The 22,156-nt window shown below is 68.2% G+C and carries 21 protein-coding genes and 1 CRISPR repeat array; of the genes, 10 read left to right on the top strand and 11 right to left on the bottom strand.

Annotation, left to right across the window (positions count from 1 at the left end):
- Positions 1 to 115: 115 nt before the first annotated feature.
- Complete coding sequence (locus tag PZB75_RS30375) at positions 116 to 799, bottom strand: hypothetical protein (RefSeq protein WP_275538500.1); 684 nt, start codon at positions 797 to 799, stop codon at positions 116 to 118.
- Between the two features lie 338 nt (positions 800 to 1,137).
- On the opposite strand from PZB75_RS30375, the gene PZB75_RS30370 reads away from it, so the two are divergent.
- Complete coding sequence (locus PZB75_RS30370; RefSeq protein WP_275538499.1) at positions 1,138 to 1,878, top strand: peptidase E; 741 nt, start codon at positions 1,138 to 1,140, stop codon at positions 1,876 to 1,878.
- A 60-nt stretch (positions 1,879 to 1,938) separates the two neighbouring features.
- Here the strand turns inward: PZB75_RS30370 and PZB75_RS30365 are convergent, their stop codons facing one another.
- Positions 1,939 to 2,229, bottom strand: a complete 291-nt coding sequence (locus tag PZB75_RS30365; protein ID WP_275538498.1) for a hypothetical protein — start codon at positions 2,227 to 2,229, stop codon at positions 1,939 to 1,941.
- A gap of 50 nt (positions 2,230 to 2,279) precedes the next feature.
- On the opposite strand from PZB75_RS30365, the gene PZB75_RS30360 reads away from it, so the two are divergent.
- Positions 2,280 to 2,663 (top strand): hypothetical protein, encoded by a 384-nt coding sequence (locus PZB75_RS30360; protein WP_275533213.1) that lies wholly within the window; start codon positions 2,280 to 2,282, stop codon positions 2,661 to 2,663.
- Positions 2,664 to 2,683: 20 nt separating this feature from the next.
- Positions 2,684 to 3,691, top strand: a complete 1,008-nt coding sequence (locus PZB75_RS30355; RefSeq protein WP_275533212.1) for an IS3 family transposase — start codon at positions 2,684 to 2,686, stop codon at positions 3,689 to 3,691.
- Between the two features lie 231 nt (positions 3,692 to 3,922).
- Here PZB75_RS30355 and ltrA read toward each other — a convergent pair whose 3' ends face one another.
- The gene (ltrA, locus tag PZB75_RS30350; RefSeq protein WP_275538497.1) at positions 3,923 to 5,683 is read right to left on the bottom strand and encodes a group II intron reverse transcriptase/maturase; all 1,761 of its coding nucleotides are present in this window, start codon (positions 5,681 to 5,683) and stop codon (positions 3,923 to 3,925) included.
- A gap of 1,277 nt (positions 5,684 to 6,960) precedes the next feature.
- Between ltrA and PZB75_RS30345 the strand changes: the two genes are divergently transcribed.
- Positions 6,961 to 7,941 carry a hypothetical protein gene (locus PZB75_RS30345; RefSeq protein WP_275538496.1) on the top strand — a complete coding sequence of 327 codons (981 nt, stop codon included), beginning with the start codon at positions 6,961 to 6,963 and terminating at the stop codon, positions 7,939 to 7,941.
- Between the two features lie 178 nt (positions 7,942 to 8,119).
- Here the strand turns inward: PZB75_RS30345 and PZB75_RS30340 are convergent, their stop codons facing one another.
- Positions 8,120 to 8,974: a hypothetical protein gene (locus tag PZB75_RS30340; RefSeq protein ID WP_275538495.1), complete on the bottom strand. Its 855-nt coding sequence runs from the start codon at positions 8,972 to 8,974 to the stop codon at positions 8,120 to 8,122.
- Positions 8,975 to 9,121: 147 nt separating this feature from the next.
- Here PZB75_RS30340 and PZB75_RS30335 point away from each other — a divergent pair, with 147 nt between their 5' ends.
- Positions 9,122 to 10,543 carry an IS1380 family transposase gene (locus tag PZB75_RS30335; protein WP_275538494.1) on the top strand — a complete coding sequence of 474 codons (1,422 nt, stop codon included), beginning with the start codon at positions 9,122 to 9,124 and terminating at the stop codon, positions 10,541 to 10,543.
- A 137-nt stretch (positions 10,544 to 10,680) separates the two neighbouring features.
- On the opposite strand, the gene PZB75_RS30330 is transcribed toward PZB75_RS30335, so the two are convergent.
- The 7 genes from PZB75_RS30330 to PZB75_RS30300 form a co-directional block, all read right to left on the bottom strand.
- The gene (locus tag PZB75_RS30330; protein ID WP_275538493.1) at positions 10,681 to 11,808 is read right to left on the bottom strand and encodes a hypothetical protein; all 1,128 of its coding nucleotides are present in this window, start codon (positions 11,806 to 11,808) and stop codon (positions 10,681 to 10,683) included.
- Between the two features lie 250 nt (positions 11,809 to 12,058).
- Positions 12,059 to 12,427, bottom strand: coding sequence for a hypothetical protein (locus PZB75_RS30325; RefSeq protein WP_275538492.1), 369 nt, complete (start codon positions 12,425 to 12,427; stop codon positions 12,059 to 12,061).
- Between the two features lie 8 nt (positions 12,428 to 12,435).
- A complete protein-coding gene (locus tag PZB75_RS30320) occupies positions 12,436 to 12,693 on the bottom strand; it encodes a hypothetical protein (protein WP_275538491.1) in 258 nt (85 codons plus the stop codon).
- A gap of 114 nt (positions 12,694 to 12,807) precedes the next feature.
- Entirely contained in the window at positions 12,808 to 13,743 is a 936-nt protein-coding gene (locus PZB75_RS30315; RefSeq protein ID WP_275538490.1) for a phosphotransferase, read from the bottom strand.
- A gap of 196 nt (positions 13,744 to 13,939) precedes the next feature.
- Positions 13,940 to 14,602, bottom strand: a complete 663-nt coding sequence (locus PZB75_RS30310; RefSeq protein WP_275538489.1) for an HAD family hydrolase — start codon at positions 14,600 to 14,602, stop codon at positions 13,940 to 13,942.
- Positions 14,599 to 15,243 carry a hypothetical protein gene (locus PZB75_RS30305; protein ID WP_275538488.1) on the bottom strand — a complete coding sequence of 215 codons (645 nt, stop codon included), beginning with the start codon at positions 15,241 to 15,243 and terminating at the stop codon, positions 14,599 to 14,601. The genes PZB75_RS30310 and PZB75_RS30305 overlap by 4 nt, the downstream gene beginning before the upstream one ends.
- Positions 15,240 to 15,761 carry a sigma-70 family RNA polymerase sigma factor gene (locus tag PZB75_RS30300; RefSeq protein ID WP_275538487.1) on the bottom strand — a complete coding sequence of 174 codons (522 nt, stop codon included), beginning with the start codon at positions 15,759 to 15,761 and terminating at the stop codon, positions 15,240 to 15,242. The genes PZB75_RS30305 and PZB75_RS30300 overlap by 4 nt, the downstream gene beginning before the upstream one ends.
- A gap of 500 nt (positions 15,762 to 16,261) precedes the next feature.
- Here PZB75_RS30300 and PZB75_RS30295 point away from each other — a divergent pair, with 500 nt between their 5' ends.
- The 5 genes from PZB75_RS30295 to PZB75_RS30275 all read left to right on the top strand — a co-directional run bounded on the left by PZB75_RS30295 (position 16,262) and on the right by PZB75_RS30275 (position 22,030).
- Positions 16,262 to 17,716 (top strand): hypothetical protein, encoded by a 1,455-nt coding sequence (locus tag PZB75_RS30295; protein ID WP_275538486.1) that lies wholly within the window; start codon positions 16,262 to 16,264, stop codon positions 17,714 to 17,716.
- A 59-nt stretch (positions 17,717 to 17,775) separates the two neighbouring features.
- A complete protein-coding gene (locus PZB75_RS30290; RefSeq protein ID WP_275538485.1) occupies positions 17,776 to 17,940 on the top strand; it encodes a hypothetical protein in 165 nt (54 codons plus the stop codon).
- A gap of 124 nt (positions 17,941 to 18,064) precedes the next feature.
- The gene (locus tag PZB75_RS30285; RefSeq protein ID WP_275538484.1) at positions 18,065 to 18,253 is read left to right on the top strand and encodes a hypothetical protein; all 189 of its coding nucleotides are present in this window, start codon (positions 18,065 to 18,067) and stop codon (positions 18,251 to 18,253) included.
- Between the two features lie 824 nt (positions 18,254 to 19,077).
- Positions 19,078 to 20,230: direct repeats of the CRISPR family, unit length 21 nt; unit sequence CCTCATCGCCCCTGCGAGGGG.
- Positions 20,231 to 20,333: 103 nt separating this feature from the next.
- Complete coding sequence (locus PZB75_RS30280; protein WP_343286287.1) at positions 20,334 to 21,161, top strand: DUF4158 domain-containing protein; 828 nt, start codon at positions 20,334 to 20,336, stop codon at positions 21,159 to 21,161.
- A 113-nt stretch (positions 21,162 to 21,274) separates the two neighbouring features.
- Complete coding sequence (locus PZB75_RS30275) at positions 21,275 to 22,030, top strand: IS30 family transposase (protein WP_275538483.1); 756 nt, start codon at positions 21,275 to 21,277, stop codon at positions 22,028 to 22,030.
- Positions 22,031 to 22,156: the final 126 nt, after the last annotated feature.

Below are 22,156 nucleotides of genomic sequence, written 5' to 3'. Positions count from 1 at the left end.
GGCGTCATCGATTCCGGCGATGTTCAGGCCGTGATGGGTGACGAAGCCGCTGTTCGACGGGGTGTGGTGCCGTCGTCGCCTTCGCTGGTCTCGATCTCGTACAGGGGCGTGGTGGTCACGCGTTCACCTCCGCGATGGCGTCGGCGAGGAGGGCGGTGATGTCGGTGAGGTACGGGTCGGTGTAGCTCTCGTGGTCGTTGACGTCGAACAGCGCGTTCTTCGCGGTGACGGTGAAGCCGGGGAGGACGGTGGCCGCCTGGCCCGCGAGCTCGGTGTTGAGGTGGTCGGCGTCGTGGGAGGCGACCCAGGTCTGGAAGTACGGCCCGAGGCGCAGCAGGGTGTAGCCGGTGCCGTCGGCGCGGCGGGCTTCGACGTGGACGCCGTAGTGGGCGGGCGTCATGCCGATGTCGGCGGGGAGGGGCAGGTTGGCGGCGGCGTGGGTGAGCATTGCGTAGGCCGGCTGCCAGGTGCCGAGGATCGCGGTTGTCTCGCAGCGCAGCCAGCCCTTGGCGTTGTAACCGAGCTGGTGGCCGTGGAGGTAGGCCGCGGCGTGCGGGGTGTCGGGGTGGACCAGGGAGACGGCGATCGTCTCGGTGCCCTGATCGTCGCCGGGGCGGGGGTGCGCGCGCTCGATGAACGTCCCGACCCTCACGGCGATGTCCTGGGCGAGGTCGGGCGTCCAGGGCTGCGGGTTGCGGACGGCGGCGAGCATCGCGCGGAATCCGTCGACGACGGCCTGGTCCTCGGGGGCGACGGCGCGTGATGTGGTGGCGCAACGGCTGAACATGCGACGGATCATCGGGCGGTCTCCTGCTCGGGGTGGGCGGTGCGGGTGTCGGCGGGCGTCTTGAGGACGCGCGGCAGATGGACGTGCAGGTGCTCGACTACGACCTCGCGGCCGCGGTCGCGGAGTTCTCGGGCCAGGAGTTCGGTGAGTCCAGATGCCCTTTTCCGGACTAAGGAGTGGGTCGCGGACTGACCTGTTGCCGCCATTCGACGTCTGCGGTGGCCGTGGCCAGCCCTGGATGATGGGGCCTCGGGCAGTCAGAGGGGCTATTCGATTGCGGACGGAGCCGATGGCTTGGCACGGTTCAGGGCATCATGCGCGTCTGAATCTTGATCTGAGGAGGCACCCTCGTGTCTGTCGTTCCGGAACGTCGTTTGGCTCTCCTTGGAGGCGGCTTCTCCACCGACGACGATGGGCTGCTGGATGACTGGGTGCTCGATCAGGTGCCCGTTCCTCGCCCCAGGGTGTGCTTCATTCCGACAGCCAGTGGCGACGCCCCCGCCTACATCGAGCAGTTCTTCTCGGCGTACCAGTCACGTTCCTGCGAGCCCAGCGTCTTGCATCTCTTTCGGCGGGAGCTCGATGACGATGCCCTGCGCACGTTCCTGCTCTCTCAAGACGTCGTGTATGTAGGTGGGGGTAACACCGCGAACATGCTGGCGGTCTGGCGCGCGCACGGCGTGGATCGGCTACTTCGCGAGGCCTTCGACCGGGGGACCTTGCTGTGCGGCATCAGCGCTGGTGCCAACTGCTGGGCCGAGGGATCGCATACAGACTCTTTCGGGCCGCTGACTCACCTCTCGGACGGGCTGGGCCTGTTGTCCGGCTCGGTCTGCCCGCACTACGACAGTGAGCCCGGCCGACGATTGTCCTATCAGGCAGCCGTGGCAGACCGCGCGCTTCCGGCTGGCTGGGCGGTCGAGGACGGTGTCGGCGCCCTCTTCACGGGCGGTCTGCTGGCGGACTCCGTGACGCGTACGCCTCAGGCCTGTTTGTATCGGGTAGAGCCCGGCAAGGATGGCGGAGTCGACGAGCAGGCCATGCAGTGTCGCCTGCTCGTCGCAGCACAACAGCCCACTTCAACCGCGTGAAGTGGTGAGAGAGCGGCCCCGCCTAGTGCGGGGCCGACGGCCGCGTTGGTGCAGAAGGAATCAGCCTTGAGGCTCGTGTTCTGGTAGTCCCGGCGCAGGTGATGGTGCGTGGTCAATGAAGAGGGGAATGCCGAGGTCGACCAGCTGGGGACGTCCGTCGGTGCGGCTGTTCTTGAGGCTGTTTAGCTTGGCCATCGCGGCGTCGAAACTGACCTGGAGTCCTTCGACCTCGCCGAGCCAGCCGTTTCCGCGGGCTTCGGTGATGCGCTCGCGGAGGTTCTGGATGATCTCGACGAGGCGGGGTCGCTGTCGGGGGTCCAGCTCCCTCTCTGCCAGCCTTGGGTGAGACATCCCGCTCTGTCGGGTTAGCCTGAGAGGGTAGGACAGGAGAATCGCCCCTTATGACCAGCACTGAACCGGTCGGGTCCGACCCGGCACCGAGGCCGAAGCGCCGCACTTTCACCTCGGAGTACAAGCTGCGGATCGTCGCTGAGTACGACGCGGCGCCCAGGAACGAGAAGGGCGCGGTCCTGCGCCGGGAACGGCTCTACCACTCGCACGTCAAGGAATGGCGGGCCGCCCGGGACGCCCGGGCCCTGGAGAACCTGGTCGACCGCCGCACGAGCCCGGCCCGTGGGAAGAAGTCCGCCGCGGAGGTGGAGAACGAGAAACTGCGGCAGCAGGTGGCACGGCTGGAGAAGGACCTGGCCCGGAACAGGGCCGCACTCGAGGTGATGGGAAAAGCTTCCGCGCTCTTGGAAATGATCTCCGAGAGCGCGGACTGAAGCCTGCCGCAGTCCCTGTCGTGGACGAGGCGTTCACCGGCGTCGAGGTTCAGCTGGGCATCACGGCCGCGTGTCGGCTGACCGGTCGCTCACGTGCCACGCACTATCGCAGCCTCAAGCCCCCGACAGTCCGCGCACCCCGCTCCCACGCGCAGGTGCAGCCCTCGGCCCTGACGGACCAGGAGCGCTCTGCCGTCCTGGAACTGATGAACAGCGACGAGTACGCCGAACTGGCGCCCGCCCAGATCTGGGCCCGCGAGTTGGACGCCGGCCGCTATTACTGCTCCGTCTCGACGATGTACCGGATCCTGCGCGAGCAGGGTCAGTCCGGTGAGCGCCGACGGCAGGCCGCTCATCCCGCCAAAGCAGTGCCCGAGCTGGTCGCAACCGGACCCTCGCAGGTGTTCACCTGGGACATCACCAAGGCGGCCGGACCGGTCAAGGGCACCTGGTATCACGCCTACGTCATCATCGACATCTTCAGCCGCTACATCGTCGGCCACACCGTTGAGCGGGCCGAATCAGCGGTGCGGGCCGAGGAGTTGATCCGCGAGACCATCATCCGCAACGGCATCGTGCCCCAGACCGTGCACGCCGACCGCGGCACCTCGATGACCTCCAAGAGGGTCTCGCAGCTGCTGGTCGACCTCGGCGTCACCCGGTCGCACTCGCGGCCGAAGACCTCCAACGACAACCCCTACAGCGAGGCACACTTCAAGACCACGAAGTACATGTCCGACTACCCCGAACGATTCGACTCGCTGGCCCATGCCCGCGAGTGGTTCGAGGCATTCATCGCGTACTACAACCACGAACACCGGCACTCGGGCATCGGCTGGCACACACCGGCCAGCGTGCACTTCGGCACCGCCGAGGAGGTCCGCGACCAGCGGGCCGTCACCCTCGCCGACGCATACATCCGCCACCCCGAACGCTTCGGCCGCCGCCCCCGACCACCCCGGATACCCCAGCAGGCATGGATCAACGACCCAGCCAAGCGCAGGGAACCCGCACCACAAACCTCATAGCATCACGACCGTCTCACTGGACTTGAAATCTTCCGGCTGAAGAACGGGGCAGCGAATGTCCCGTTGACCGAACTAGCTTGGGCTCCCTTGCTGCGCGGCCGGTGAAGACGTAAAGGCCTGTGGTCGGGTAGCCGGATCACGTTGCCGTGACCCGGCCCCCTCAGAACCGGACGTGCACCTTTCAGCGCATCCGGCTCAAGCAAGCCACGAGGGCTTCGCAGGTCAGCAGGATTACGTGATCCGTTTGCCGTCGCCAGCATGGTGCTGGCGGTGGCATTCGGAGTGCACGAGGCGAAGGTTGGTCCGCTCGTCCGTGCCGCCGTCTCGCCGGTAGGTGAAGTGATGCTTGTGGAGCATCTTCTTCGAGGCCGCGAACCAGTTGATCCACTCGCGTGGGCTGTCCGGTTCGTACTCGGCTCCGACGATCAGCGCCTGCTTGCAGAGAGGACAGAGCCCCTGCTGCCGGACCGCCAGGACAAGACTCGTCTTGTCCATCGGCGGCGGCGCTTTCCTGCGGCGGCGGTCCCGCCAGTAGCCGGTCAATGCGGGGTCGTCCGGGGACGCTCCGCCCTTGACGAGCTGGTGGCGGACGATGCCGGTCCAGGCGAATTTGATGAGGAAGGCACCGCTGTCGCGGTCGCCGAACACCCACCGATCACGCCGGGACGGGTGGAACCTTCCGAAGTACCGGTCCACGACCCAGTACCTCGACTTGTTGCGGTGGCGGCGTCTGGCCCATTTGAAGGTCAACCGCCACATGTAGTGATCCAACGACGAGAACGTCGTCGTGGACGCCACCGCCCGGTAGTAGGCCGCCCAACCGCGAACGATCGGGATCAGCCTGCGCAACACGGCCTCGGCGTTCGCCCCATGCAGGGCCTTGACCTCGGTCCGCAGTCGCGCCCGGAGCCTCGCGCAAGCCGCTGTGCTCGGTTTGATGATCAGCTTTCCGCCCGTGCGGCGGACGGTGAAGCCGAGGAAGTCGAACCCCTCACCGAGGTGGACGACCTGAGTCTTCTCCTCGTTGAAGCGAAGCCCTCTCGGCGCCAGCCAGTCCTCCAGCCGAGCCCTGACCTGGTGCACCTCTGCTTCGTCGTGGCAGAGCACGACGAAATCGTCGGCATACCTCACCAGCACCGGAGTGCCCGGCATGGCGCCGGGCTCGCGCCCGGCCCGCACCGTGTATTGGCACCCTGCGGCCTGTTCAAGTCCATGCAGAGCAACGTTCAGCAGCAGCGGGCTGATCACACCGCCCTGCGGAGTTCCCTCCTCGGTCGGTGCGAACCGGCCGCGGTCGATCACGCCCGCCTTCAGCCAGCCCGCGACCAGGTCCCTGGCGGGGAACTGGCCGAGCATGGTCATGAGGTGGTTGTGGTCGATGCGGTCGAACGCCGCCGCCAGGTCCGCGTCCAGGACCCACAGACGCTTCGGGTTCTTGCCCTTCACCGTCCAGAAGATCGCGGATATCGCGTCCTGGCAGCTGCGTCCGGGCCGAAAGCCATAGGACCTCGGCTCGAACCGTGCTTCCCACTCGGGTTCCAGCGCGTTCTTCACGCGGGCCTGGAGAATCCGGTCACGGATGACCGGAATGCCGAGCGGTCGCTGTTTCCCGTTGCTCTTCGGGATGAACACTCGCTTGACCGGCCTGGCCTTCCAGGGCATCGACGACCGATGGATCTCGGCCGCCAGCGTGCCTCTCGCCTTCGGCGTGAGGGCCCGTTCCCCATCGATGCCAGCGGTCATGCGACCACTGCTCTGCTGCGTCACCCGCTTCACGCTGACCAGCGTGTTGCTGTGGCTTCGCAGCATGAGCTTCTGCAGGTTGCGGACCTTCTTCAGGTCCCCTTCCTGCGTTGCCTTGAAGATCCTCTGCCTCAGCCGCCGTACGTTCTCCTCGCAGATGGCCCAGTCGATGCCGTGCCAGTCGAGTAAGTCGTCCTCGGGTCCGTTCACCGCAGGCGAGGATGTCACGACAGGTGTCGTGATCTCCATGTTCGCCTCCGATGCCTAACTTGTCCCTCGGTTCGAGCGTCCTTGCAGTGGTGACTCCAAAGGCTCACCTGATCCACGTGGGCGCCCTTTCGAGCCGGGCCACCAGGGCCCGTATCCGGCGAGTTATGCGAGAGCGGGTGAAGGTCCCAACTCCCGGTTTCCTCTGGCCTTTCGGCCTGCCGGCCTTCGCTTCTTGGATCTTCCTTCTCCCGCCGGGGACTTCAGCCTTCCTTGCGGTCGGCCTACCAAGCCTGGGCTTGGACCCCGTCGGGGTTTCCACGTTCCGCACCAGTAAGACGCGGCTGGGGTGGGCGCCCCCTCTACCCCGGGACCAGCGGTGTCCTCCCTCCGGGCTCAGTTACCCGAAGGTCGCTTGGTGCCTTGCAGCACCGGGTCCTGTGACCGCCGCTTTCGAACCATCGAGCGGTCTTAGCAGTCACGGGGCATCATCGAGGGTTCACTTGCGTTCGCCCGTCCAGCCTTCCCCTCGCCTGTTGCTCCTCGATGGCCGAGGTGCCCTTGGGCTTGACCGCTCCGCTTCACACCCCGCCGTTGCCAGCGACGCATGGGAGCGCGGGGACGGGCCCTGGACACTGGCCCGAAGTTCAGCCGATCGATACCTCCTTCACGTGGCTGTCCTCACTTACCTGGAGCGACTTCGTGTCGCACACTGAGCGCTTCAGTTGGCGAGTGAGCGCCAGTGCGGAGGCCGGTAGCTGCCTCTACGCCATCCGGCCGCCCGCGCCGTGCTTCTGGATCGCAGCATCGAGCACCCCCGAGAACTCGGACTAGCAGGTCTGCGGCATGATCTCCGTGCTCGGTCAGCGCCCAGGAGAGAACCGCGATATGTCCGGGCACCGGGGCGGCTCCGCCGGACGCGGTCTTCAGGATCCGCGCCACCTGGCCGTGGCTGACGGGCTTGCCCTTCTCGATCAGCGCGGTCAGGTCAGCCGTTGCGGTACGCAGCCAGCCGAGGCCGTCGGCCGCGGTCGCAGGGGCGGGCTTGTGTGCGACTGGGCGAAGGTCGGCTTGGTCCAGTACCTCCAGTTTCAGTCCGGCTGCGTCGCACAGTTCCCGTGCGGCATTCCGGACGGCCTCGTCGACTGGGGTGATCGAGGCGAGCAGGTGCACGTCCGCTCCGAGTCGCTGGCTCAGGGCGACGTCGCGCTGGAGTTGGGCTGGTCGGCTGCCTGCGCCAGGGACTGCGCCTGGCCCGCGACTTCGCCCTCGACCTCGACTGGCTCACCGAAGCCGCCTTCGCCTATGTCGGCGACTCCGTGTGGGAACCCCTCGCCCCACCCGCCCACGACCACGACACCACCCCCCTGCAGACACCCGCCGACGCCTTGGTCGAAACCCTCAGCACCCTGGCACGCCGGCAACGCGAACACCGCGCGCGGACCGTCCACCGGCTCACCCTGGTCATCGACTCCGCCCTGCTGCCCGCACAACTGCACGACATGGCCCTCTACTACCGGGCCAAGGCCTACCGCGACATCGGCCGCAGCCAGGAATCACGCCACGGTTACCAGCAGGTCGCCGACAGCGCCGGCCGCCTGGCCCCCGCCGCCCGCCGCGGACTCGCCCAGGCCGCCCGCCTCGCCGGCGACTTCCCCACCGCCCTGGCCGCCGCACAGACCCTGGGCTGGGAAGGCCGCCACCAGCGCGTCCTGGGAGACCTGTACTGGCTCCAGGGAGAACCGGCCCGCGCAGCCGCCGCCTACCTCGCCGGACGCACCGAGGCCGAACAGCACACGAAAAGCGGCGAAGCCGCACACAACCAAGCACTGCGCGCCCTCGCCACCGCCTTCCACGACCCCCATCAAGCCGACGACGAACTCGCCCTGGCCCAACAGCTCCTGAGCAACCTCAACCTGCGCGCCAGCACCCTCAACGCCGCCATCGCCGCACTCATCCGCGACGCCGGCACCCCCTCCCTCAACGACCGCGTCCAGGCACTGCGCACCGAAATCGACGCCGCCGGCCTCACCTCCACGACACCCACCCTCGAACTCGCCGCCGCCTTCCATCACGCCGTCCTCGGCGACGACGCGGTCGCCGCGACGATCTCCCGGCTGCACGACCTCACCCGCGACGGCGACTACGCCTACTACACCGACATCGCCCACTTCATGGCCGCACTCCCCCTCCCCCACCCCTCACCGACCCGATGGCTCGACGGACCCGAAGCCACCCGCGACCGCTGGCGCACCCTCGTCACAGACCGCCGCCACCACCTGGCCGCAGGCCCCCGATGAACAACGCGACGGCCCCGCCGAAACCGGTGGGGCCATCGCGTTCACAGATCGGTACAGCAGAGGTCATGACGCGAGTTGACTCATGGGTCCGGGCCGTGGTCGGGATGATTGCCCCATCCGACGGTTCCCGGCCTAGGTGACGGATCCGCACCAACCGCAGTCGAGGTCGACCCCGGAATTACTCTGGCAGGCGTGTGATGAAGGCAGGGGCGAGTGTGCGGACACGGTCCTCTTCAAGGGAACCCGCGAGGGCTTTGACAGCCATCTCGACGCCGGGCGTGCCTCGCCCCCCGAAGAGCTGACGCAGCTTCTCCAGTCCGTCCGTCGCGACGTCGCCCACGCGTGGGTCGTTGCGCAGCACGCTGAACAGGTCGGAGACCTGTCGTGCCCTGGTGGTCATCATGATGCGCAAGACGTCGCCAGCATCCTTGTCGGTCAGGTGGTCCGGGCGCTTTTCGGACTGACTGAGCCGGTCGGTGATTTTGAAGGCTTTGGCTACCAGGAGCGCCGCGGGGCCGGCGACGTTGACCGTGATCGACCGGTCGTCGGCAGGGTCGAGACTTTTGACGGGCAGGGGAGAGCGGTCCACGGCAGCGACCTCGAGGCCCTCGATCCAGCGCGCGGACATCGTTCCGTGCGGCGGCACCTTGGCGCTGCGGCGGCCGTTCTTGGGCGAGAGCTGCCGGGGAATAAGGAGGTCCAACTCCACCGGCACGACCTGGTCGCCCACGGTCTCCTGCCGTTCCCAGAGCCCGGGTTCGTTGTCCTTCTTCAACGTGAAGCCTGCCTTGAGCAGAGATTCATCGAGAAGGGGCTCTTCCTCGAGGAGCGCGGGGTCGATGCTCAGGTCGCCGTCGGAAGTGAAAGGCGAGTTGCGTAGCGCCGCCTCCGGGGTCCGCAGGTAGACAGCCTGCGCGCCCACGACCGTCAGGGCATCGAGGTGAGGGCTCAGTGCGACCAGGCCGTCGAGGAGAACACGTCGGGCCACCACCGTCAGTTGATCGGGGTCGACGCCCGCCGGGGCCTGTGACATGGTGCCTCGCGCTTCTCCGTTGGTCTGCTTGCGTTGCGATCTTAGCCTCGGCGTTTCGCCTGGCGTGAGGCCAGTTGCTGGCCGGTAACGCGAAAGTGCCTTCTGAGCTGGGACGATGAACCTTGTCGAGGGGTTCTGTCGGTCCAGGTGGAAGGCACTTTCTGCGTGCAGGGTATCGGTTCTCGTCCCAGGCTTCATGTCTCCACCGACGGTGCGGGGGTCGTCGGGCACGTCGGGGCTCGGCTACTGGCTGATCTCGCCGACGTCACCGGGCTGACCAGCGCATACTCCACCGCGTTGAGGCCGCTTCGGCCACGCGGCACCGGCCACGACCCGGGCCGGATCGCGACCGACCTCGCGGTGATGCTCGCTGACGGCGGCGAGACCATCACGGATCTGACCGTGCTGCGCGACCAGGGCGAGGTGTTCGGACCGGTCGCCTCGACACCGACTGCCTGGCGCCTGCTGGCCGGCGTCGACGAACGCGTACTGGACCGCCTGCGCTCGGCCCGTGCCCAGGCCCGGGAAGTGGCCTGGTTCCAGGCATCCGAGACCAGCTGTGGCATACCGGCGGCGAAAGCCGGCGGACAGGAACTGCCCGGCTTGGTCCTGGACATCGACGCCACCCTGATCACCTGCCACTCCGAGAAGGAGGCGGCCGCACCCACCTACAAAGGCGGCTTCGGCTTCCATCCTCTGGTGTGTTTCCTGGCCAACACCGGCGAGGGCATGTCGGGCCGGCTGCGGCCCGGGAACGCCGGAGCCAACACGGCCGCGGACCACATCGCGGTGCTGGACGACGCTCTCGCGCAGGTCCCCGACGCCCACCGACACGGCACCGACATCCTGATCCGCACCGACAGCGCCGGATCCGCGAAAGCCTTCCTCACCCACGTCCGCAACCTGCGAACACGAGGAATCCGCACCTTCTTCTCGGTCGGGTACGCGGTCACCGAGCCGGTCCGCCGCGCGATCCGCGCCCTGCCTGACCAGGTCTGGCACCCCGCTCTGGACCAGGACGGCACCCTCCGCGAGTCCGCCGAGGTCGCCGAGCTGACCGGCATGACCGACCTTGCCGGCTACCCGGCCGGCACCCGCATCATCGTCCGCCGTGAACGTCCCCACCCCGGAGCCCAGCTCTCGCTCTTCGACCGGGACGAGGGCATGCGGCACCAGGCGTTCCTCACCGACACCCCGTTCGCCTCCGGCCCGGCCCAGTTCCTTGAGGTCCGCCACCGCGGACACGCATGCGTCGAAGACCACATCCGGTGCAGCAAGACCACCGGTTTCGGCCGCTTCCCCTCCCGCCGCTTCGGCGTCAACGCCGTCTGGCTCGAACTGAGCCTCGCGGCGATCGACCTCCTGGCCTGGACCCGCGTCCTCCTGCTGGACGGCGAACTCGCGGCTGCCGAACCCAAGAAACTCCGCTACCGGCTCCTGCACGTCGCCGCCCGGATCACCCGGGGCGGCCGCCGCCTCCACCTTCGGATATCGGCGACCTGGCCCTGGCGACACGAGCTCGCCGCGGCATTCCACCGCCTGACCGCACTACCCCGCCCCGCCGACTGACCCGCCGCCCCCGCCCACCTCGACTCAAGGACCTCGGAGAACCCGACCCCGCGCCGGGCCCTCACCATGCCCACCCGCCGACACGGTCTCAAACAACCCTGCTCAGCCGCCCAGCAACCCCAACTGAAACGGCGAGGTTAGTGCCGATCAGGTGGCGTGAGGGCAGTGCTCCTGACACTGCGCCACTCTTCAGGGTGCTCTTCCATGAAGTGCAGGAGAGCCTCTCCCTCGGCGGGCATCCGGCCGGGGCCGGCCAGGCAGTCGAGTGCCGCCTGGCTGGGCGCGGCGCACTGCACGCCGTCAACCAACTCGGACCGCTGCCGGACGAAGGAATCAGGTTCGTTCAGGAGCAGGACGTCCGCGCCGTCTGCGACCGGCAAGAGGCCGAGTTCGTCGGCCACGTCGTCAATGTCCAGCCAAGATGCCATGTAGAGCATCAGCTGGCCTCCCACGGCGACCTGAACAGAGCGCTGGGCGGCGTAGGAGCCGGTGACGCAAAGACCGTCGACGTACTCCGTGGAAAGCTGAGGGATCTGTCGCAGCAGGGCTGGGATGCCGTTGGGAGCCAGGAAACCCTGGTAGGCCCCTGCGGTGAGGAGAGACGTCTGCTGGGCGCGGGCGCGCAGAAGCTGAGCCCAGTCGACGTCCGCGATGATCCTTCCCTTGCGGCGGATCAGGAGCTGGTCTTCCAGGGTGTCCAGGAGCCGAGACACGTACGGGAGGCTCAGCCGGGAGATCCGGTGCAAGTCCGTGGCGCGGTGAGGCGGTGGCACATCGGCGAGAAGGCGTACCAGGCGTCCTGCTTTCGCCCCTGCCAGAGTGGTTCTGCTGGTTTCCCGGGGAGCTGACCTCGGTGCCTTCTCGGCTCCGGCGGTGTGGATGATGATGGCCGGCCGCGACACTCGGATGTCTACATTGCCCGTCAGGTCCAAGTACGCGATGCCGTTCTGCCGCAGCAGTTCCCGGGCCTGAGATGAGATCCACGGCGCGATGATCAGCAGATTTGTGTAGTGGTTGACCTCCCGGAGCAGCTCAACCCTGGGCACCAGCCGCTCCGCCACGAGCCGCGGTGGGACTGCCTGGGTCACCTCCACCAGCAGTTGCGTGAAGGTACTGTCCCCCTCCGCCCTCACCTCCAGAGCAGCGTCGAAGACCTTGCTCTTGTTCGGGCGCTGCGTGACCTGCCACTCCGGCCCCAGCAGGCCGCTCAGGACATGAATGCCCTGTTCCAGCAGGTGTGCCTCTCTGATCAGGGGTGATTCCACGGAATCATCATCACACACGTCACAAGCAAACTTGCCTGGAGCGCGGACTTTATCGAGCCAGTAAAGTTACTGATCCAGGCAACATTTTCCAGCATGCTCACTTGTTTGGGCCGGGCAAGTTCTGGGATCAGGCAATGTGCACGTCACTCAGAACGAATCGGGACCGCTCGGGACTCAAATCCTGGCCTGCCCGGCGAACCTGAACCAGCGAGCCATGTGGATGCCACTTTGCCGGTTCGGACAGCAGTGGTCAGGACGTGAGGTCCAGAACGCGGACCGGCTCACCGGCCCACCGCTCCGGCGCCGTCGTCGCGACGAACGCCCCGTCCGGGCGGTCCGGCGTCGGCTGCGCCGCGTACAGGCTGTGTGCGGCAGCCCAGCTCTCCTGCCGGGCGACGGCGAGCGCGGCGGCGAGGTCCAGGTCCAGGACCGTGATCCCGGGCAGCGAGGCGAGGTGTTCGGCGGTGCCGGGCCGGGCCCGGTCGGCCTCGACGAGCGCGCACGCCGGAACGTAGAGGAACCAGCCCGGCTCGGCGTGCGCCCGATGGATCAGCCGGGACGCGAGGACGTTGCCCTCCCCGGCCGCGGCCATCGCCGTGTCGTCCAGGATGATGTGCATGGCATCACTCACCTGCCAGCCGCCCGCGCTAGACGCCGGTCGAGCTCAAGGTCCAGGTCGTCCTGCTCGGACGGAGAAGGGGCGTACCCGCTCCAGTCCCTCAACGCCACCCGCGCCCGCTCGGCCCGCTCGGCCCGCTCCGCCGGCGTTAGCAAGGTCTCCGCCAGTCGCGCCAGATACGCGCGCAGCGACAACCCCTCCGCAGCCGCGATCGCGGCCAGCCGGTCCTTCGCTTCCTCCGGGATACGGACATTGGCATCAGACATCATCGTGCTCCTTCCCATCCCCACAGGGTACGGGTACGTACCCGTACCCGGAGCGATTCGCTCAAGGGCGAGCTGCCACCACCATCACGGGACAGGCAGTGGAGCCTGCAAGTTTCACTTCAGGCGGTGGGTGAGGAGTGCGAGACCGGCGGCTGCGGCGCGGCGCTGGTAGGCGCGGAGGCCGGGGGCTCCGGGGGGTGCGGGGAGGCGTGCGTTGCGGTGCCAGTAGCCGGTGAGGGCGGCGAGAAAGGCTGTGGTGGTGTCGGGGTGCTCGGCGGTGGCGGGGTGTTCGTGGAGCAGGTGGGCGATGTCAGCGGGCTCGTGTCCGGCGAGGACGAGTTGCGGGGCGAGGGAGGCTGCGTCGATGCAGGCGGGGCCGGTGGTGGCGTGGGCCCAGTCGACGAAGGTCACGCCGAGGTGGTGGTCGCGGACCATGTTGTCGGCCCTCAGGTCGCCGTGGACGATGCGGTCGCCGTGGGCGAGGGCGGGCCAGGCAGCTTCCCGTTCGAGAAGGTGTGGCAGGAGGTCGCGCGCGGCAGCAGAGAGGTCCACCGGTGGCTCGGCGGCCAGTTTGTCCCAGCCGTGCAGGGCCGCCGACGTGGAGGGCGTCGTGCTCACCGCCGCGGTGTACGGGGCCGGGGCGGGGGTGGAGGTGAGCTTGTCCAGCAGGGCCCAGATCTGTCCGGGGTCGGAGGAGGCCGGGGAGAGGCCGGGGTGGGGGCCGTCGAGGTGCGCCATGACGACGGCGGTCCAGTCGGCGTCGTGGTGAACACCCACCACTTCGGGGGCGGGGGCGCCTGGCGGCAGGGCGGCGAGGACGGTGCCCTCGTGGAGGTTGGCCGCGGTGAGCGGGTCGTCGGTGGGGGCGGCCTTGACGAAGTACCGGCGTCCGTTGGCGAGGGTGAGGGCGGCGGCGAGCTGGTGGCCGAAGCCGCCCGCAGGGGTGATCGCGTCCGTGACGGGGGCGTCGAGTGCGGTTTCGAGGCGGGCCCGCAGGGGGACGGGGACGTCGGTCCATCGCAGACGGCCGGCAGGAGGGGGCGTAGACACGAGGTGGCTCACAAGGGAGGAGGTGGGCGACGGGGGCTCGGGGATGAGCGCCGACCCGGACCGCTGGCTTGTTCAGTGGTCCCGATCGGCGCTTGGAGCCTGTCGCCGCATCACGCGCATTTCCGTGTCCCTCGGTGGTGAAAGCGTGGAAGGGCACCCGGGAGGGGTGCCCTTCCACTGTAGTGGCGCGGACGGGTCAGTTCGCAGCGATTTGGGGCAGGTAGTGCGGGTGGTGCGGGAGGGATGGGCCGATGCGGGTGGGGTCCGGCAGGACCTGACCGGCGCCCGCAGCGTGCAGGACCGGCGCTGGGTGCCAGCCCCAGTCGGCGCCCAGCGCGACGATGCCGGCGGCGCGGGCGGCGGTCATGTCGCCGGGGCTGTCCCCGACGAACACGGCGTCCTCGGGCCGGGCGCCGACCCGGTGAAGGGCGGCGTGCAGTCCGTCGGGTGCGGGTTTCGCGGGCGCGTCCTGCCGGGTGATTACCACGTCCAGCAGGTCGGCGAGCGCAACCGGCAGGTACCAGGACAGCCGGTTGCGGTCCTGAAGGGTGACCACGCCGACCGCGACCCCTTCCGCGTGCAGGGCCAGCAGTCCCGCCAGCACGCCGGAGAACACGTCGGGCAGCCGGCTGGCGAGGGCGCCGTCCCACCAGCGGGCGCACGCGTCGTCCGGATCGGCCACCCCGAGGAGGGCCAGGACCTCGGTGCGGGGGCGGTGCAGCGCGGTGGGTGGGAGGTCGGTGGCAGTGGTGCGGCGGCCGGTCGCGCACGTGGTGACCGCGGCGAGGGTGGCTCGTACGGACGGGCCGCTGTCGAGGAGGACGCCGTCGAGGTCGAAGAGCGCCGCCTGCCGGGTCACGTGGTGCTTCCCGGGTCGGTGAGGAGTGCGGTCAGGGGCAGCCGGTGCTCGGCGAGGAGGGCGGTGGCGCCGGCGTCGCGGTCGAGGACGCACAAGGCGGTAGCGACCTTGGCGCCCGCGATCCGCAGGAGGCGGGCGCTGTGCAGGAGGCTGGTGCCGCTGCGGGCGGTGTCGTCGATCAGGGCGGTGCGGCGGCCGTCGAGGTCCGCGCCTTCGATCTGCCGAAAGGTGCCGTGGGTTTTCGGGGCGGGGCGGACGTAGGCGGCGGGCAGGCCGGTGTGGAGGGACACGGCGGTGGCGAGCGAGATGCCCGCGAGTGCGGGCCCGGCGAGGGAGCAGGCGAAGACGAACAGCCCGTCGAGGTCGAGGTCGCCGTCGGCCCAGTTCGTGAAGGCGGGATCGGGTGCGTCCAGGATGTCGGTGAGCTTCTTCATGTGCGCGGCGGCCCCGGTGCCCGTCACACTCCAGCCGGCGACCACCCCGAGGCGGCGGCGGGCCCGGATGACTTCGGGCCGAGCGGGCGCTGCGATCGGGAGGTAGCCAGCCTCCAGGGCCAGGCGGCGCAACCCGTCGGCGACGTCGAAGGTGCGGCGGGGTTCGCATATGGAGGCCCCGGCCAGTCGTTCATCCCAAGTGCTCACGATGTGCCCTCCTGTGTGTCCTGCAGGATCCGGTGGTACTTCGGGGACAGCCGCTTGCGAGCCTGGCGGCAGTGGTGGTCGACGGTGCTCGCCGTGAGGCCCATGTACCAGCCGATGCGCTTGGTGCTGTGGCCGCCGATGTAGCGCAGCACCATGACGTCGAACTGGCGCGGTGGGAGGTTGCCGAGCGCCTCGTACAGGCCGGTGCCGCTGTCCAGGGCGGCCATCCGCTGGCGCAGGGAGAGCAGTTCCTCGGATATGACGGTGCGCCGCATGATCGCCCGGACCTCCTGCTGGAGGTCCTCGCTCTCCGCCTTCAACTTGTCCCAGAGCCTCAGGATCTCCAGGAACCCTCGGTGCACCGCGCGTTCCGCCGCGTCGTTCGTCCCCAGGACCGCCAGGGCCAGGTCGTGGAACGCCACCTGGTTGCTCAGGTAGAGCGCCTCGAACTCCAGGGGCAGCGGGAGACAGCCATCCTGCGGAATCTGGCTGTCATCGTCGCCGACTTCTTCGAACATTGATCCTCTCCGTTGAGGGGGTTGCGCCGGAACAGGTGTGATCCGGCGTGAACCACTCAACCTTCCGAACGCTGCGAACACGCATGCGTACCCACGCCTATTTCACGTTGGGCATTCAAGCGACCCCTTACAGTCACTGAGCACGCGGCGTCACACCTACCTGACCAGTAACTTCGGGAACTCTGCGCAACAGGTCGATGCCCGTGAGTTGTCACGGAAGTGACGAATGCCACACTGCGGCGACCTTGAGGTGATGCCGGGTCACATCACGATGGAGTGAATTGGCCTGTATAGCCTGCGAGTTGGCGCCTTCGAGTGCTATGGGGCGAGACGCATCGCCGCGAACGGGAAAGGCTTGACGCGAGCGGCCGCCCGAGCGATTCGGCCGCCGCCTCCCGGATCAAGCCAAATCCCCCGCGAGCTACGAGAACGGGCCGCGCGGACGCCACGCCCGGAGGAAAGTACCGCTGTGACAGTACGTTTACTCATAGTGAGGTGGCGTGAACAACCGCAAGAAGGGGCCCGAGGGCGAGGACGCCTCCAGCGGCCTGACCATGCTTCACCAGGCGATGCTCCACACCGGCACCACCCTGAGCGAATCCCTCGACCGAGGGCTCGACGACGTGAAAGCTGCCAACGCGACAACCCACCAGAGCACGGTCCAGGAGCTCGCCGCCATGACCAGAGCACTGAGGGACACGAAGAACGTCCTTCTGGCCCGGCCGTCAGAGAGCCGGCAGGACACGCCCACCCAGGAGCTGGAGCAGCTCCGCGTGCTCCTGGAGGGCGTACAGACCACCCTCAACACGCTCACCGAAACGGTGACGTCCGCGCCGACCGTCGGACCCGCCGCCCGGTACAGCACCGTCATCACACCGTCGGCCGACGGCACCGAGCCCACCCGAACGCTGCTGAACGTCGTGCCCGAGCAGCGGACCGCCGGCCCCGTCTCCTCGGTGGAGGCTGCCGACAACGACGCGGTGACCTCACCCCCGGCCAGTTCCCCGAGTGCCCAGCCGGAGCTCGCCCCGGTCAAGAAGCTGGAAGCCGCCGCCACGTCGGACGCTCCGCCCGCCGCCGATCCGGCTCCCGAGGACGGGGAAAACGTCTCCGCCGGCGCCGAGGCCTTGACGGCGGAGACGATCCAGCAATTGGTCCGCGAGGTCCTCGCCGAGGAACTGGCCCCGCTCCTGAACTCCCGGACGGAGCCGGCCGACGAGAAGAGCAGCGAGCAGGCCGCCATCCAGGACGCCATCGGGAGCCAGCTCCGCGAAGCGGCCGGCGAACTTCACGAAGCCGTCACCGCGCTCCGCGACCAGGTCGCCGCCGACCGCCAGGAAACCCGCGACGAACTCGCCGCTCTGCGCGAGAGCACCGCGGGCCTGCATGCCGCACTGGACGAGAGCACCACGGCCCTGCACGCCGGTCTGGACGAGCTGCGCCCCCGGCCGTCCGAGGAGGCCGAGACGGCTGTGGTGAGTAAGGAGCACACCGCGCTGCTCAAAGAAGCCGCTCGGGTCTCCTCCGTCGACCTGCTGTGCAACCGGGACATCTGGGAGTTCATCACCGCCCAGGCCGGAGGGCACCGCCACTTCCGGGTCCCGCCGCAGGTCGCCGCCGAAGGAGACGAGCGGATCCGGGTCGCCCTGTCCGGGCGCTCGCTCATCGCCCTGCTCATCAGCCTCCACGAGTTGCGGCACACCGCGAAGGAGGGAGACGGGGACCAGGAGCTCGCCGACACCGTGTACGAACGGATCGAGGTGAGCCTGGCCGGACTCACCCCGCGCGGCCAGCAGGTCACCATCACCCTCGACGACCGCTCCCCCGCCGACGCCACGGACAGCGAGACCGCATCCGATCCGGGTACGGAGCCGGAACCGCGCCCGCACCCCGCCCCGGAACCGGTACCGGGCCCGAACCTTGACGCCGACGACAGCGGCACCGGACCCGCCTGACGACACACCCCTGGGGTGCGGCAGCCTCCGGTCCGCACCCCCTTGGGATGGAGGGCCACGTGAACTTCGAGTTCGAGTGCTGGGACTGCGAGGCGGACTGCGTCGTGTGGGGGAAACCGACCGGGTTCTGGAGCGAGCTGTACAAGCTGCCCGACGAGTGGGACTGCTGGAACTGCGGCGCCATCAACAGCACACCGGATCCCCCATGGACGCCGGCCGACTGACCTCGTTGACCTCCCGCCGCCTGGCCCGAACCAACCGTCCGGGCCGGGCGGCGCCTACGGTTACGGGGCTGATCGTGAGCTGGGCGGCGCCGGGTGCGGGTGCGCGGCGCCGTACGGGCAGGCAGTGGACGGCGCGGTCGACTCCGGCGAGGAGGTCGGGGACGGGGATGCCGTAGTGGGCGGACAGCCGGTCGACATCGGTCAGGGACTACGCGGCGGTACCGGCCTGCTTGCGGCTGATCTGGGTCTGGCTCAGCCCGATCCCGTCGGCGAGGTCGGTCTGGCGCTCGCCGGTCAGGCGCATCAGGTGTGACCATGCAGTCTTGTTGGCAAATCGCGGCGCAGCTTGTCGCTGGTCTGACGGATGTGTCGCTGCGTAGTTGGCAAAGAAGCAGCAGCTTAGTTGGCAAGCCTTGGTCACCGAATGTAATCGGTAGACGTTCGACTCGCAGTCCGCGTCGATGCTGAGGGTTCGGCGTCGCCCAGAAGATGTCGATGCCGACCTCGGCGCTTGGGGACGCTGAGGCGCCGGGCAGTTGCCAAAGCAGTAGTGGATGAGGCGAGCGATTGCCATCCTGACGGGATGGAAGAAGCAGAAGACCGGTTGAGCCTGCCCCGACCCCGCTGGGCGAGTGCCGAGATTGCCGTCTGGGGCGGTGCCAGTGAGGACGATCTGGCCCTCGCTGGCGGCTATCTGAGAGTGGCCGAGACCGCTGCCCGATACTGGATCGCCCGCGGCCCGGACGACCGGCTGCCCCTCCCGATCCTCTACAACTACCGACACAGCATCGAACTGTCGTTGAAGTGGCTGATCCGTAAGGCCGCCCAGTGCGTGCTGCGCGAGGGCTACACAGGAGAAGAAGACCTCAGTTCCGACCAGTTGGACAAGCGTCTGCGTACGCACAACATCAGGAGACTGGCGGACTGTCTCAACCGGTACTTGGCCCTGCTGGACCTGCCCAAGGTGGAACAGCGCATCGATCCGGATTCCTGGAGTCAGCTCAACTGGCTGGACAGCGAGGATGTGTCAGGGGAGGCCTACCGGTACGCCGTGGTCGGCCACGGTGCCGGCCGGGCTCCCGCCCTGCCTGTGCAGCAGAACGTCAACTTCTACGAGCAGGTGAACGAGCTGCGCAAGTCCTCATCGCCCCTGCGAGGGGTCACAACTGGCCGAGCTCGGTGTGCTGACGCCGGTCGGGCAGGTCCTCATCGCCCCTGCGAGGGGTCACAACTTGAGGACCTGCACCAGTTGTGCCCGCGTCACCCCGGTCCTCATCGCCCCTGCGAGGGGTCACAACGCGGGGTTCGCGAGAGCCCCGACCTGGAGAACGCGGGTCCTCATCGCCCCTGCGAGGGGTCACAACCACCGTGCAGGAGCCCGAGACTCCCGCCTACTTTCCGTCCTCATCGCCCCTGCGAGGGGTCACAACCAGCGCGGGCACGTCCTCCGGGCCGCCCTGCGCGGGCGTCCTCATCGCCCCTGCGAGGGGTCACAACCGGTACCAGCCGGACATGCTGACGCGTGCCCCGGCGGTCCTCATCGCCCCTGCGAGGGGTCACAACATCCTCCCGGAGGCTCACTGTTGTCCCCACCTGCGGGTCCTCATCGCCCCTGCGAGGGGTCACAACCGGACGTGGACACCCGCGACACCAGCAGCCTGACCGTGTCCTCATCGCCCCTGCGAGGGGTCACAACGGCATGGATGATCCGCTGCCGCCGCACCTGAGGAAGGTCCTCATCGCCCCTGCGAGGGGTCACAACTCTGCTACGCGGCCGGGACCGCCGCGCTGGAGCAGTGTCCTCATCGCCCCTGCGAGGGGTCGCAACATCTGGGTGGCGGAGCTGGGCCGGTGGGTGGGCGTGGGTCCTCATCGCCCCTGCGAGGGGTCACAACACCAGTGGGTAATGGTGAATACTTCCCGGGTCACGCGGGTCCTCATCGCCCCTGCGAGGGGTCACAACGTGTACGGGGTGGTGTTCGCCGTACCGAAGGACGCCGTCCTCATCGCCCCTGCGAGGGGTCACAACATCAGCTTCTTCGTGCTGCCGTCCGAGGCGGGCACGGTCCTCATCGCCCCTGCAAGGGGTCACAACGCCGTCTCCTCACGCTGCATGCCGATCGCGTCCTGAAGTCCTCATCGCCCCTGCGAGGGGTCACAACCCACCGAGGGAGCCCCGATGACCACCATCACCACCACCGGCCCTCATCGCCCCTGCGAGGGGTCACAACATCGGGTCCAGGAGCAGGAGCCCGTACCGGCCGGGGGCCCTCATCGCCCCTGCGAGGGGGTAGCGCCGAGGTAAGCCCAAAAGCCGCCAGTTGTTGATCTTGGGGTTCGGTCCGAGGGTGCCCGTCACCCGTTCGGCCAAAGGTCGTTGGTGCTGATACTGACTGATCTCTGGGCCTGGGGCGGGACTTGCGACCTCGATCGAGCGGACCGCGTACCCGCGGTTCAAGCGGCTGATCACCGCGCATGAGCTGCATCTCTTCTTCGCGCCGACGCGGGAGGAGGCTGCGTGGGCCGCTGAGCGGATGGACTCCGACGGCCATCAGCTCGCGCTGTTGCTGGCGCTGAGGTCGTATCAGCGGATGGGCCGGTTCCCGAAGCCGGACGAGTATCCGGAGATGGTGGTCGACTTCGTCCGCCGTACGGTCGAGCTGCCGGAGGGCACGCTCCCGTTGCACGAGACGGGCCGCACTGCTGAGCGGCAGCGTACGGAGGTGCGCCAGCGGTTGGGGACGAAGTACCAGCAGTCCCAGGCACGGCAGATCGCTGAGGCGGCGATCCGTAAGGAGGCCGCGTCGAAGAACCGCCCCGCCGACCTGATCAATATCGCGCTGGAGAAGGTGGTAGCGGCCGGGCTGGAACTGCCGGCGTTCTCCACCTTCGACACGATGACCTCCACGATCCGCACAGAGGTGAACGCCTCGATCTGCTGCGGCATCCACGACCGGATGAGCCTCGCCGAGCAGGCGGGGATGCTGCGGCTGATGGAGGAGCGCGACAGCGACGGCACCACGCAGTTCAACCGGCTGAAGCAGACTGCCCAGGGCCCGAGCTGGTCGCACTTCAAGCGCCTGTTCACGCACCTGGAGTGGCTGGACGAGCTTGGCGACACCACGGTGTGGGTGGACGGCGTCGCGGCGCCGAAGGTCACTGACTTCGCCGGGTGTTTTCGCCGGGCAGTTTTGGCCCCACTAGAACGAGGTGAGTTCTAGATCTCGTCGCAACACAAGACCCCAAAGGTGTTGCAATGACGAGGAAGCGTCGAGGAGTTAAAACGCGTGGACCTGCTGCTTTGGCAGATAAGCGTGATCGCTACCTTCGGCTCATGGCGCAAGGGATGAGCAACTCGGCTGCTTGCCGAGAGGTCGGTGTCAACCGCAAGACGGGCTACCGCTGGACCTACGGGCGGACGGTGAAGGCTGCGACCGGCGAGGACTACGTCTACGCGCCGATCGCAGAGAAGAAGGACGGCAGGGTCTCCGACCGCTTCCTGTCCGAGGACGAGCGCGTACAGATAGCCGACCTGCTCTGCGCGGGCCACTCTCTGCGGTCGATAGCCCGTCGGCTGGGCCGCAACGCGTCCACGATCAGCCGCGAGCTGCACCGCAACAGCAACCCCGCCACCGGCGCCTACCAGCCTTTCCAGGCACAGCGCCGGGCCGTGGCCCGGCGGGCGAGGTCGAAGGAAGGAAAGCTCCGACGCGATCCAGAGCTGAAGGAGTTCGTCGAGCTGCACCTGGGTAAACGTTGGAGCCCGGAGCAGATCAGCCGAGCACTGCCAGCCGCGTTTCCCGGTCAGCCGGAACGTCATCTGTCCACGGAGACCATCTACCAGGCGATCTACCTACCTCACCGCGGCGGCCTGGACCGCGCGCCGGGCCAGCTACGGACCCGGCGCAAGCATCGGCGCAAGCGTCGCCGCCCCGACCAGCGCCTCACCCGGTTCAGGATCACCGGCCTGACCATCAAAGAACGCCCCGCCGAAGCCGCCGGCCGGGCCGTCCCCGGCCATTGGGAGGGAGACTGTGCGACACGAAGTTGCACGAATTTGAGTGGACTGACCGATTGGAGAGGCAGTTGATGAAGCTGTAGGTGCAGTCACGGTTCCGTGTCCGTATGACCCGTCCCCGCCCTTGACGTGCGATTCCGGTAACGGAGTGGTGCGAAGCTCAGGGGAAAGCCCAAGGACTTCCGTTCCATCCGGAAG

The sequence above is a fragment of the Streptomyces sp. AM 4-1-1 genome (genome assembly GCF_029167625.1).
In the GTDB taxonomy this organism is placed as follows: Bacteria; Actinomycetota; Actinomycetes; order Streptomycetales; family Streptomycetaceae; genus Streptomyces.
The sequence above is the reverse complement of the archived record's forward strand: the minus strand, read 5'-3'. Positions and strand labels throughout refer to the sequence as shown.